This is a genomic window from Pseudobacillus badius (assembly GCF_002189605.1).
Lineage (GTDB): Bacteria > Bacillota > Bacilli > Bacillales > Domibacillaceae > Pseudobacillus > Pseudobacillus badius.
In genome coordinates this window covers 1-12934 of the sequence record NZ_MWMM01000016.1, presented here as the reverse complement: position 1 = coordinate 12934, position 12934 = coordinate 1, and the positions used below count along the sequence as shown (strand labels likewise).

At 45.2% G+C, this 12934-nt stretch carries 11 protein-coding genes, 1 rRNA gene and 1 other annotated feature; all 12 genes read right to left on the bottom strand.

Annotated features, from left to right (window positions below; genetic code table 11):
• Positions 1–1401, bottom strand: coding sequence for a cysteine--tRNA ligase (gene cysS / locus B1A98_RS17115; protein ID WP_063384349.1), 1401 nt, complete (start codon positions 1399–1401; stop codon positions 1–3).
• Positions 1382–2047, bottom strand: a complete 666-nt coding sequence (gene epsC / locus B1A98_RS17110) for a serine O-acetyltransferase EpsC (protein WP_041101849.1) — start codon at positions 2045–2047, stop codon at positions 1382–1384. The genes cysS and epsC overlap by 20 nt, the downstream gene beginning before the upstream one ends.
• Before the next feature lie 53 nt (positions 2048–2100).
• Positions 2101–2331: a binding site (T-box leader), on the bottom strand.
• A 44-nt stretch (positions 2332–2375) separates the two neighbouring features.
• Positions 2376–3836 (bottom strand): glutamate--tRNA ligase, encoded by a 1461-nt coding sequence (gene gltX / locus B1A98_RS17105; RefSeq protein WP_041101825.1) that lies wholly within the window; start codon positions 3834–3836, stop codon positions 2376–2378.
• Between the two features lie 57 nt (positions 3837–3893).
• A complete protein-coding gene (ispF, locus tag B1A98_RS17100; protein ID WP_063384350.1) occupies positions 3894–4391 on the bottom strand; it encodes a 2-C-methyl-D-erythritol 2,4-cyclodiphosphate synthase in 498 nt (165 codons plus the stop codon).
• A 19-nt stretch (positions 4392–4410) separates the two neighbouring features.
• Positions 4411–5097 carry a 2-C-methyl-D-erythritol 4-phosphate cytidylyltransferase gene (gene ispD, locus B1A98_RS17095; protein WP_063384351.1) on the bottom strand — a complete coding sequence of 229 codons (687 nt, stop codon included), beginning with the start codon at positions 5095–5097 and terminating at the stop codon, positions 4411–4413.
• A 13-nt stretch (positions 5098–5110) separates the two neighbouring features.
• On the bottom strand, positions 5111–6205 hold the full coding sequence (locus B1A98_RS17090) for a PIN/TRAM domain-containing protein (protein WP_063384352.1): 1095 nt from the start codon (positions 6203–6205) through the stop codon (positions 5111–5113).
• A gap of 112 nt (positions 6206–6317) precedes the next feature.
• Positions 6318–7691, bottom strand: a complete 1374-nt coding sequence (gene radA / locus B1A98_RS17085; RefSeq protein WP_041114398.1) for a DNA repair protein RadA — start codon at positions 7689–7691, stop codon at positions 6318–6320.
• 134 nt (positions 7692–7825) lie between these two features.
• Positions 7826–10267, bottom strand: coding sequence for an ATP-dependent protease ATP-binding subunit ClpC (clpC, locus tag B1A98_RS17080; protein WP_063384353.1), 2442 nt, complete (start codon positions 10265–10267; stop codon positions 7826–7828).
• Positions 10268–10287: 20 nt separating this feature from the next.
• A complete protein-coding gene (locus tag B1A98_RS17075; protein WP_041101837.1) occupies positions 10288–11343 on the bottom strand; it encodes a protein-arginine kinase McsB in 1056 nt (351 codons plus the stop codon).
• Positions 11343–11765: a UvrB/UvrC motif-containing protein gene (locus B1A98_RS17070; RefSeq protein WP_305954920.1), complete on the bottom strand. Its 423-nt coding sequence runs from the start codon at positions 11763–11765 to the stop codon at positions 11343–11345. The genes B1A98_RS17075 and B1A98_RS17070 overlap by 1 nt, the downstream gene beginning before the upstream one ends.
• A 142-nt stretch (positions 11766–11907) precedes the next feature.
• A complete protein-coding gene (locus tag B1A98_RS17065) occupies positions 11908–12369 on the bottom strand; it encodes a CtsR family transcriptional regulator (protein WP_063384355.1) in 462 nt (153 codons plus the stop codon).
• A gap of 331 nt (positions 12370–12700) precedes the next feature.
• Positions 12701–12816 (bottom strand): 5S ribosomal RNA (gene rrf, locus B1A98_RS17060).
• Between the last annotated feature and the right edge of the window lie 118 nt (positions 12817–12934).

Below are 12934 nucleotides of genomic sequence, written 5' to 3'. Positions count from 1 at the left end.
TTATCCTCTTTTCCACCGCGTGCCTTGCGGCGTATCTTCCAAAATAATATTCATTGCTTTCAGCTTATCACGAATTTCGTCAGCCAGCTGAAAATTACGGTCTTTTCTTGCTTGAATCCGCTGTTCAATCAGTGATTCAACCTCTTCATCTAACAGGGCTTCTTCCGCCTCCAGCTTTAATCCGAGCACAAAGAATAAATCTTCGAATTCCTTTAAAAAGGCATCAATGACTGTTTCCGATGTGTTTTTCTCCATCAAATAATAATTCGCCTGCTTGGAAAGCTCGAACAAAACGGAGATCGCATTCGCTGTGTTAAAATCATCATCCATTTCCTTCTTGAACGTCTGATGCAGCTCTTTTATTTTCTCCAGCCACTGCTCATCATTATCCGTTAAATTGGCGCTTAACTGCTTGCGGTGTTTTAAATTTTCATAAGCTGTTCTTAGGCGATCCAGCGCCGTTTTCGCATTTTCAAGCAGCTCTTCGTTATAGTTAATCGGATGTCTGTAATGAACAGATAGCATGAAAAAGCGCAGGACCTGCGGATCAACGTGTTGAATAATGTCGTGTACCAGAACAAAATTGCCGAGGGATTTCGACATTTTTTCGTTATCAATGTTAATGTAGCCGTTATGCAGCCAATAACGGGCAAATGGCTTTTCAGTCAGCGCCTCTGATTGGGCAATTTCATTCTCATGGTGCGGGAACGTCAAGTCTTGGCCGCCGGCATGTATGTCAATGGTGTCGCCTAAATACTTCCTTGCCATAGCTGAGCATTCAATATGCCAGCCCGGACGCCCTCTTCCCCATGGGCTTTCCCAGTAAATCTCGCCATCCTTGGCTGCTTTCCACAAGGCAAAGTCCAGCTCATCCTCTTTCTTTTCGCCTACACCAATTCTGGCACCGACCTTCAGCTCATCTACTGATTGATGAGAAAGCTTCCCGTAACCTGCAAACTTGCGCGTACGGTAATACACATCTCCTTCAGAGGCATAAGCGTAACCTTTCTCAACCAGTGTCTCAATGAATTCAATAATCGTATCAATATTTTCAGTTACACGCGGATGCATATCCGCCTTCTGGCAGCCAAGCGCTTCAGTGTCTTCAAAATATGCGTGAATGAAGCGTTCCGCAATCGCCGGAACTTCTTCGCCCAGCTCATTGGCTGCTTTGATCAATTTATCATCAACATCCGTGAAGTTGGAAACATACGTCACATCATAGCCGCTGTATTGAAAATACCGGCGAACCGTGTCGAAGACAATCGCCGGCCGGGCATTTCCGATGTGAATATAATTGTATACAGTTGGACCGCATACATACATTTTTATTTTTCCCTCTTCAAGGGGGATAAACTCCTCTTTCTGTCTCGTCAATGTATTATAAACGCGAATGGCCATTTAACTGTTCTCCTTTCTTCGCTTCCTGAAGCTCCTGCTGCAGTCTGGCAATTTCCTTCTCCATAAAGGAAAGACGATCGGCAATCGGATCCGGCAAGTCATGATGGTTCAAATCCTTCTGGACCTTTTTCCCGTCGCGGATCACGATTTTTCCTGGAATGCCAACAACGGTTGAATTTGGGGGCACATCCCTTAAAACAACAGAGCCTGCCCCGATTTTAGAGTTTTCTCCAATGGTAATGGAGCCAAGCACCTTCGCACCAGAGGCAATTAAAGCATTGTCCTTGACCGTTGGATGCCGCTTGCCTTTTTCCTTGCCGGTTCCTCCGAGTGTCACGCCTTGATATAATGTCACATTGTCGCCGATTTCACACGTTTCTCCGATCACTACTCCCATTCCATGATCGATAAAAAGCCGCCGGCCGATTTGAGCGCCTGGATGGATTTCGATGCCGGTGAAAAAGCGGCTGATTTGGGAGATCAGACGAGCGAGAAAGAAAAATTTCCTTTTGTAAAATCCGTGCGCCAAACGATGGCCCCAAATGGCATGCAGTCCTGAATAAGTTAGAATAACCTCCACATAACTGCGGGCCGCCGGGTCCTGCTCAAAAATAGTATCAATGTCTTCCTTCAGTAACTTAAACAACCCCATTGCTATCCCCCTTTGTATGAAAACAAAATAAAAAACGCCTCTGTATAGACAGAGACGTTTTAATTGACGCGGTTCCACTCTGTTTGAAAAACAAGCATCAGCCTGTTCATCCAACTCTAAACTGGTAACGGGTGTTCCCGCTGCTGCCTACTCGCATTCCTTTCGGCAACAGACTCAGAGGGGCATTTCAATAATTGAGTGGCTTAAACCGTTCGCAGCCGGTGACGGTTCTCTCTGTAAAGCTTCAATTACTTACTTCTCCTCATCAACGTTCATTTATAAATAAACTGTACATTTACTATATTACATTTTCGCAAAAATGTTAACTATGGATCTTGCGCAGGCGCTCGGCAACTTTTTCCTTCCCGAGCAGTTCAATCGCTTTCGGCAAATCAGGTCCGTGCGTTTGGCCAGTCACAGCGGCACGGATTGGCATGAAGAGCTTTTTCCCCTTATGCCCAGTTTCCTTTTGAACAGCCTTCATAGCCTGCTTAATTTCATCCGCCTGCCAGTTGTCCATTGCTTCGACTTTCTCAAGGAAAGAAGCCATGACTTCCGGAACTTGTTCTTCTGCAAGCACAGCTTTCGCTTCCTCCTCATAGCTGACGTCTTCTTTGAAAAACAGCTCAGCCATCTCGGCGATTTGTGCGCCAAAGCTCATCTTCTCTTGATAAAGCCCAATCAGCTCACGCACCCACTCTTCTTCCTCAGGAGAACGCTCAGCCGCGATCCATCCTGCCTTTACAAGGTGAGGAGCAGCCAACTCTACTACCCGGTCTAAATCTACTTTTTTCATGTATTGATTGTTCATCCATGAGAGCTTTTGCTGATCAAACAAAGCCGGGGACTTAGACAAGCGGCTTGCATCAAACATTTCAATGAATTCTTCTTTCGAGAAGATTTCCTCTTCGCCGGCAGGAGACCAGCCTAGCAGAGCAATAAAATTAAATAATGCTTCCGGCAAATAGCCAAGTTCTTTATATTGCTCAATAAATTGAATAATGGACTCATCACGCTTGCTCAGCTTTTTGCGGCTTTCATTGACAATCAATGTCATATGGCCAAAGGTTGGAGGCTCCCAGCCAAGCGCATTGTAAATAAGCAGCTGTTTAGGCGTGTTGGAAATATGATCGTCTCCGCGCAGTACATGCGTCATCTTCATTAAATGATCATCAATGGCTACCGCAAAGTTATATGTAGGCGTTCCATCCTTCTTTACGATCACGTAATCGCTAATGCCCTCCGATTCAAAAGACACTTCGCCTTTTACCATATCATTAAATGTCAGCATTTCCCCGGCAGGAACCTTAATCCGAATACTCGGCTTCCGGCCTTCCGCTTCTTTGGCCGCTCTTTCTTCCGGAGTGAGGTGACGGCACTTTCCAGAGTACCCAGCCATGTCTTTTCCTTCTGCCTGCTGCGCTTCCCGTTCAGCTTCCAGTTCCTCTTCCGTGCAATAGCATTTATATGCTTTTCCTTCTTCTACTAATTGATCATAATATTTTTTGTAGATGTCATTTCTCTCAGACTGGCGGTAAGGACCGAATTCTCCTTCTTTGTCGACACTTTCATCCCAGTCAATTCCGAGCCATTTTAAATACTTCAGCTGGCTTTCTTCGCCGCCTGCGATGTTTCGCTTCTGATCAGTGTCCTCGATTCGGATAATAAACTTTCCGCCTTTGCTGCGGGCGAATAAATAATTAAAAAGCGCTGTACGCGCATTGCCGATATGCAGATGGCCTGTTGGACTCGGCGCGTAACGCACGCGGATTTCGTTTGCCATGATTTGTTCCTCCTCCAATCGTTCCTGTAACTTTTTTTATTTTACCACCGGCTTTTACTAGAAGGAAGAGGATTCATTTTCTTTTGCTGTTAACAGAACAACCGCTTGTGCGGCAATTCCTTCTTCTCTGCCGACAAAGCCTAATTTTTCTGTCGTGGTTGCTTTCACATTCACTTGTGAAGCATCCGCTTCCAGCAGCTCTGCAATCCGCTCTCTCATTTGTCCGATATAAGGCGCCATTTTAGGCCGCTGTGCCATAATCGTGCAATCGGCGTTGCCAAGCGTATAGCCTTTTTCTTTCACTAACTTCCATACATGCTGGAGCAAAACTGCCGAATCGGCATCTTTAAATGCCGGGTCCGTATCCGGAAAATGCCGGCCAATATCTCCTTCGCCGATCGCGCCGAGAAGAGCGTCTGCCACTGTGTGCAGCAAAACGTCAGCATCTGAATGCCCGATTAGTCCCTTCTCATGAGGAATCGTCACACCGCCGATAATCAGCGGGCGGTTTTCTGCAAATTCATGTACATCAAAGCCTTGTCCAATTCGAAACATACCTTTTCTCCTTCAGCCTCTATAATGATTTTCTTTTTTGAATAATTGCCTCTGCAAATATAAGATCTTCAGGGGTCGTCAGCTTTATATTATCATAGTCCCCTTCTACAATTTGCACACATCTGCCCGCTCTTTCAACAAGAGAGGCTTCATCGGTGCCAACGTACTGATCCGCCTGTGCTTTTTCATGAGCCTGCATAATCAGCGGCATGCGAAAAGCTTGTGGCGTCTGAACCGACCACAAGCTCGAGCGTTCAACTGTCTCGACAACCTTTCCTTTTTCGACCCGCTTAATTGTATCCTTCACAGGAACAGCCGCAATGGCTGCTCCCTCTTCCGCTGCTTTTTCAACTAGACGGGTAATGATTGGCGTTGTAATAAAAGGTCTTGCCCCATCATGCACAAGAACAACCGCTGAAGGGTCCGCTTCCTTTAACCCGTTATACACACTTTCTTGCCGTTCACTGCCGCCATGGGCCAGTTTTTTCACTTTCGAGACATCGTACTCATTCACTAAGTTCGAAAAAAGCGAGGCTTCCTCCGGCTGAACAACGAGGATAATTCCGCTGCAATTAGGGTCTTTCTCAAAAACCTCCAGCGTGTGAATAATTACCGGGCGCCCCTTCAGCAAAAGCAGCAATTTGTTTTTATCTGCCTTCATTCTTGTCCCCCGGCCAGCCGCTGGAATAACCACTTGATAATTCATGTCTCCTGCTCCTTTAAAGCGCTTTTTCGATTAGCTTCGGCTTAGCAAAGATCATTCGGCCGGCTGACGTTTGCAGCACGCTCGTTACGATCACATCGATTTGCTTGCCGATATAATCACGGCCTTCTTCTACTACAATCATCGTGCCGTCATCCAAATAAGCAATTCCCTGCCGCTGTTCTTTCCCGTCTTTAATGACAAGCACCTTCATTTCTTCCCCAGGGATCACAAGCGGCTTCACTGCATTGGCCAAGTCATTAATATTGAGAACTTGTACTTTTTGCAGCTCGCATACTTTGTTTAAGTTAAAGTCATTTGTGACGACGATGCCATTCATTTCTTTTGCCAATTTGACAAGCTTGCTATCCACTTCCTGTACATCTTCGAAATCCCGTTCAATAATCTCTACTTCCACCGGTATTTCTTTTTGGATGCGATTTAATATATCGAGCCCTCTTCGGCCCTTCGTGCGTTTCAGCGTGTCAGAAGAGTCAGCAATATGCTGCAGTTCTTCCAGCACAAATTGCGGAATAATCAAGCAGCCTTCCAAAAAGCCTGTTTGACAAATATCAGCAATCCGACCGTCAATAATGACGCTCGTATCGAGGATTTTGTATGACTGCTGTGCCGCAGGAGGACTGTCCGCCGCCTCTGCCTCTTTCTTTCGGCTGTTTCGGTTAATTGTAAACAAACCGGTAATCTCGTCACGTTTTTTAAAACCAACCTGGAAACCAAGATACCCTAATAAGATAGTCAGAAAAATCGGAGCTACGGTATTGACGATCGGTATTTCTATCGAATTCAGTGTATTCCCTGCCAAAAATGCAACAATCAAACCTAAAATCAACCCTAAGCTTCCAGAAAGAATGTCGGTCAACGGCGCTGTAACGATTCGATCCTCCATCCATTTAACAAAATCAATAATATAATCCACGACCCAAAATGTCAGCACATAAAAAATGATGGCTCCTAAAATAGCTGCGACGTACGGATTATTAATTAAAGTTAAATGGTCTAAATGAATAAGCTTTAATAAGTCCGGAATAAGAATAATGCCAAGTGTTCCCCCTAAAATAATAAACCCCGCCTGCACGAGACGCTTCAACATCCTGACTTCACCTCCCTATTATCATTATAAACACATTTTTCCACATACAACCGTTTTTTTCAAAAAAATGCCTAAAAGCCTGCAGCCAGCTGTGCAGGCTGGTCTGCAAAAATTATTTGCCAAATACAGCTTGAAGTGCTTCATTCACCGTAGAGACACCAATCGTTTTCACTCCCGGTGGAACTTTCCAGCCGCCAAGATTATTTGCGGGCAGAATGACTCTCGTAAATCCGAGCTTAGCCGCCTCAAAGACTCTTTGCTCTATTCTTGACACCCTCCTTACCTCTCCGGTCAGCCCGACTTCACCAATTATACAATCAGTTGGATTGGTCGGTTCATCGCGGAAGCTTGAAGCAATGCTGATGGCAATAGCCAAGTCAATCGCCGGTTCATCAAGCTTCACACCTCCAGCTACCTTCAAGTAAGCATCCTGGTTTTGCAGCAGCAGGCCAACCCGCTTTTCAAGAACCGCCATTAAGAGCGTGACCCGGTTATGATCGATGCCGGTAGCCATGCGCCGCGGATTTCCAAAAACCGTTGGCGAAACAAGCGCCTGAACCTCGACAAGCACCGGCCTCGTTCCTTCCATAGAAGCAACCACTGTCGAACCTGATGAGCCTTGGGAACGTTCTTCGAGAAAAATCTCCGATGGGTTTTCCACTTCCTCTAGCCCTTCCTCCTTCATCTCAAAGATTCCCATTTCATTCGTGGACCCGAAACGGTTTTTTACCGCTCTTAAAATCCGGTACGTGTGGTGACGCTCTCCTTCAAAATATAACACAGTGTCCACCATATGCTCCAATAATCTGGGTCCGGCAATTGAGCCTTCCTTGGTTACATGCCCCACAATAAAGATCGCAATGCCGTTCATTTTTGCTATTCTCATTAACTCGGCCGTACACTCCCTCACCTGCGAAACGCTGCCAGGAGCAGAAGTGACCTCCGGGTGATAAACAGTTTGGATCGAGTCGATAATCACAAAGGAAGGTGCGAGCTGCTCAATAGCGGTATGAATGAGCTGCAAGTTAGTTTCCGAGTAGATAAAGAGCTCTTCTTCCTTTATCGCTAATCTTTCTGCCCGTAATTTCGTCTGCTTAACAGATTCTTCGCCGGAAATGTATAATACCCTGCTTTTATTTGCTGCCAGCTGGGCAGAAACCTGCAAAAGCAAGGTGGATTTCCCAATCCCGGGATCTCCGCCAATCAAAACGAGCGAACCCGGAACCACGCCGCCGCCGAGCACCCGGTTAAATTCTTTTAACTTGGTTTTTACCCGCGGCTCTTGAACAGTCTCCACGCTCGAGAGTTTCGCCGGTTTGGAAACAGATGTTGTTTCGGAATGCATAAAGGTCCGTTTCGGTGTCCCCGTAATAGCGACCTCTTCGACCATCTGGTTCCATTCTCCGCAGCCCGGACAGCGCCCCATCCATTTTGCCGACTCATAGCCGCAGGACTGGCAAATAAATTTTGTCTTTTTCTTAGCCATGCTCACTCCACCTTTTTACATGATCCTCATTACTTATTAATAGCTGCTTCAACAACAAAAAGCCAGGCCCCTCCAGCGTTGCATATCCATAGCAACCGTTCAAGGAGGAGCCGGGCATTGATAGGACAGCCTCTTTATTTCGCCGCCGTCGATGGTTCTTTAGTTTTTACAACGAATTCACCGTCTTCTACATCCACCAGCACTTGCTGGCCTGCCAGCACCTTGCCCTTCAGCAGCTCTTCCGATAAACGGTCTTCCACTTGCTTTTGCAAAGCGCGGCGCAGAGGACGGGCTCCATACTCTGGATCATAGCCTTCATCGGCAATTTTTTCTTTCGCACGCTCAGATAAGTCAACAATGATATCTTGTTCTTTCAAGCGGCTCGTCAACTGATCCGCCATTAACGTAACGATTTCTTTCAAATGCTTTTTCTCTAAAGCATGGAAAACAATGATTTCATCAATACGGTTGATGAACTCCGGACGGAATGCCCGCTTTAATTCTTCCATTACTTTGCCCTTCATATCTTTGAAGTCCTGCTCGTCATCTTGAATGTTGAATCCGACAAACTTATTGCGGCGCAAAGAGTCAGCTCCAACATTTGACGTCATGATGAGCACGGTATTGCGGAAGTCTACCGTACGGCCTTTCGAGTCTGTTAACCGGCCGTCTTCCAAAACTTGCAGCAAAATGTTGAATACATCCGGATGAGCCTTTTCAATTTCATCAAGCAAGATAACAGAATAAGGCTTGCGGCGGACTTTCTCAGTCAGCTGACCGCCCTCATCATAGCCGACATAGCCTGGAGGCGAGCCGACCAGACGAGAGGTCGAATGTTTCTCCATATATTCAGACATGTCGATGCGGATCATGGCATCCTCATCACCGAACATTGATTCTGCCAGTGCTTTAGCCAGTTCTGTTTTACCGACCCCTGTAGGGCCAAGGAAGATGAAAGAACCGATTGGACGTCTTGGATCTTTCAACCCTGCTCTTGCGCGGCGGACAGCTTTGGACACTGCTTTCACCGCTTCTTCCTGGCCAATTAAGCGGGAATGCAGGATTTCTTCTAGTTTGAGCAGTCTTTCTGTCTCTGTTTGCGCCAATTTGGAAACCGGGATTCCTGTCCAGCTGGATACAACTTTGGCAATATCCTCTACCGTAACCTCGCTGTTTTCTTTTCCTTGCTTTTCTTTCCAGTTATTCTTTGTTTTCTCCAGCTCTTCCCGAAGCTTTTGCTCAGCATCACGCAGGGAAGCCGCTTTCTCAAACTCCTGGCTTTGCACCGCGGCATCCTTTTCCTTACGGATGCCTTCAAGTTTTACCTCCAACTCCTTTAAGTTAGGAGGAGTAGTGAACGAGCGCAAGCGAACCTTTGAACCCGCTTCGTCAATTAAATCAATTGCTTTATCCGGCAAGAAGCGGTCAGAAATATAGCGGTCAGACATTTTCACCGCTGCTTCAATCGCCTCGTCCGTAATAGATACACGATGGTGGGCTTCATAGCGATCCCTTAACCCTTTCAAAATCTGAATAGACTCGTCGGTCGTCGGCTCATCTACTTGGATCGGCTGGAAGCGGCGTTCAAGAGCAGCATCTTTTTCAATGTATTTCCGATATTCATCAAGAGTTGTGGCACCAATGCATTGCAGTTCACCGCGAGCAAGTGACGGCTTCAGGATATTGGAGGCATCAATTGCTCCTTCAGCACCGCCTGCTCCAATTAATGTGTGCAGCTCGTCGATAAATAAAATAATATTGCCAGCCTGGCGAATCTCATCCATTACCTTCTTCAAGCGATCTTCGAATTCGCCGCGATATTTTGTACCGGCTACCACCGTTCCCATGTCGAGCGTCATCACCCGTTTATTTCGGAGTGTTTCCGGCACCTCATTATTCACAATTTGCTGCGCCAGCCCTTCGGCAATGGCCGTTTTCCCGACACCGGGCTCACCGATTAAGACAGGGTTGTTTTTCGTTCTTCTGCTGAGAACTTCGATTACACGCTGTATTTCTTTGCTGCGGCCGATAACGGGATCTAAGCTGCCTTCTCTGGCAATCACAGTTAAATCACGCGCTAATCCGTCCAGTGTAGGCGTATTGGCATTGGATGTAGATCCGCTTTGATGACCATTTGTTTCATTGTTGCCTAGAAGCTGAAGCACTTGCTGACGGGCTTTGTTCAGGCTTACACCTAAATTGCTCAGAACACGGGCGGCTACTCCTTCCCCTTCACGGATTAACCCAAGCAATATATGTTCTGTGCCAACGTATGAATGACCAAGCTTTCTTGCTTCATCCATCGATAATTCTGTTACTTTTTTTGCGCGAGGAGTGTAATGAACTGTTTGCGAGCTTCCTTCTCCTCTGCCGATTAAATTCTCGACTTCTTCTTGAATTTTCTCTGCGCTGAGTCCAAGACCATAAAGCGCCTTTGCTGCAATGCCTTCTCCTTCGCGAACTAAGCCTAATAAAATATGCTCTGTACCAATATTGCTATGCCCCAGGCGAAGTGCTTCTTCTTGTGCAAGCGCTAATACTTTTTGTGCTCTTTCCGTAAAACGACCAAACATCATATCCATCCATCTCCTTTACATCAACAATTTTCTTCTAACTGTAGCCGCTCTCTAATTAATGCTGCACGCCGGATATCCCTTTCTTCAGGGTGGAGCGGTCCGCCGGCATATTGCTGCAGGAAGCCTGGCTGTGTTAAGATCATCAATTCATTTAAAATACTTCTGGAAATATTGCGAATATAACCAATATCAATCCCTAATCTTACATCTGACAAACACTGAGCTGCTTCCTTTGTTTCAATAATCCGGCTATTCGTTAATACACCATAAGAGCGGAATACTTTATCCTCCAAACGGATAGACGATGTGTTGGCTAAGACTTCTCTTGCTGATTTCTCATGGGCGATAATCTGATGAACAATGCTGATCAGATCGTCCACTATATCCGCCTCTGACTTACCAAGGGTTAACTGGTTAGATATCTGAAAAATATTTCCTAAAGCCTCGCTGCCTTCACCATATATACCTCTGACGACAAATCCAAGCTGGCTGATTGCTGGTATGATCCGGCTAAGCTGCTGTGTTAACACCAAGCCGGGCAAATGAATCATGACGGAAGCCCGCAAGCCCGTGCCTACATTTGTCGGGCAACTTGTCAAGTACCCCCTCTGTTCATCAAAAGCGTACTTCACCTTTCCCTCAATCGCATCATCCAGCTCATTCGCTTTTTCTAGCACTTCCTTCAACTGCAAGCCAGGAGCAAGACATTGAATGCGAATATGATCTTCTTCATTAATCATGATACTGATATCTTCTGACTCTGAAAGAAGAACCGCTCCATAAGCAGCGTTGTCAGCTAAGTAAGGGCTAATTAAATGCTTTTCTACAAGCACCCGCTTTTGCAATGGCGATAATTGTTCCATCTCCAATCGCTCAAGCTGATATCCGTCCTGCACTCCTTCACTAATCTGGACAGTCATATCCTTTGCCTCATTTGCTTTTAAAAATAGAGGAAAGTGATAATCAGCTAGATTTCTGGCCAGGCGCACTCTTGAGCTTAGAACAATGTCTGAATGGGGACCTTCATTACTCATCCATGAGCTAACAGCCTGATTAATAAACCTTTCTAGAGACATCACGACTCTCCTCCTTCAGAAAGCACTTTTTTTTCGAGAGAGCGGATTTGGTCGCGAATATCGGCTGCTGATTCAAACTCTTCCTGCCCAATTGCCTGCTGAAGCTTAGCCTTTAATTCAGCTATTTCCTTTTTCAAATGAAGGGTGCCGCCGATTCTGGCCGGTATTTTACCAGTGTGCACCGTATTTCCATTCTGTAACCTTTTTAATATCGGAGTGAGTTGATCTTGGAAAGCTTCATAACATTGCGCACAGCCAAACTTTCCTTGGTTAACAAACTGCTGGAAAGTGGTTTGGCAGTTGCCGCACTTTAGCACCTTTTGCTGTGGATACTGAGCAGGCTGTGATGAGAAAGGCGTATTGAGATTAAATAACCCCCCAAGCAAGTCACCGATAGAAAAATCAAAGTGCTGGTTAAACATGTATTGCTCTCCCTTTTCCTGTGCGCACTTTTCACACAAATGAAATTCCGTCTTTTCACCATTTACTGTTTTCGTGAAATGAAGTGAAGCAGGTCTCTCTTTACAACTTTGACATATCAAAGAGAACCACCTCCCTTATAGATTATTTATATTTCAAGGCCATTAGCATAGAAGTAATCATTCTCGCCCGAAGCTCATCTCTTTCCGGAAGATCAATATATAATACAGAGCGATCCATGACACTGATCATAATTTTTGCCTCACGCTCTGAAATCACTTCTTCTTCCACCAAGCGATAAATTAAATTTTCTGCCGCTGACTGTGAAATTTGGTTGCCTACCAGCGAAACAAGCTGTTCGATTAAATCATACTGGTCATGCACCTTTACCTTTATAATGCGGATGTATCCCCCGCCCCCTCTCTTGCTCTCTACCACATATCCTTTTTCAATGGTAAAGCGTGTATTGATTACGTAATTAATCTGCGAGGGAACGCATTGAAATTTTTCAGCTACTTCATTTCTCTTAATTTCTACAATTTCACTTCCACTCATTTCAAGAACTCTCTTTAAATAGTCCTCGATAATATCAGATATATTACGCATCAAACCTCCTCCATTTCTGACTTTGACTATATTTGACGTTAATTATACATGAAAACCTGATCCATTTGCAATTTTAATGTATGTACTTGATCTTCATTTTTGACTGTTTTCAAGAAATTTAATCCCTTTAAAAATATATTTCTATATTCCACAAGTTTACATAAAATAAACCTAAAAAAGGAAACTGCTCGCCATTTATAACTATTGAAAGGAAAGTACAAAAATTCAACAAACAAATCGCCTTATTCGTCCATCTATCGACATTTCGACAAAATTTTAAAAGAGCAGTGAAACACAAAAAAAGAACAGCTTCTGCTGTTCTTTTTTTGTTGCCTGGCAACGTCCTACTCTCACAAGGGGAAGCCCCTCACTACCATTGGCGCTGAAGAGCTTAACTTCCGTGTTCGGGATGGGAACGGGTGTGACCTCTTCGCTATCGCCACCAGACTGTATAAAATGGAAAGAAATTGTTCTTTCAAAACTGGATAATATGTGTCAGTAACCGGCAATACCATGCCATGGTTTGTTGCTTTACGCCATACGGCGTTTTGGTTAAGTCCTCGAT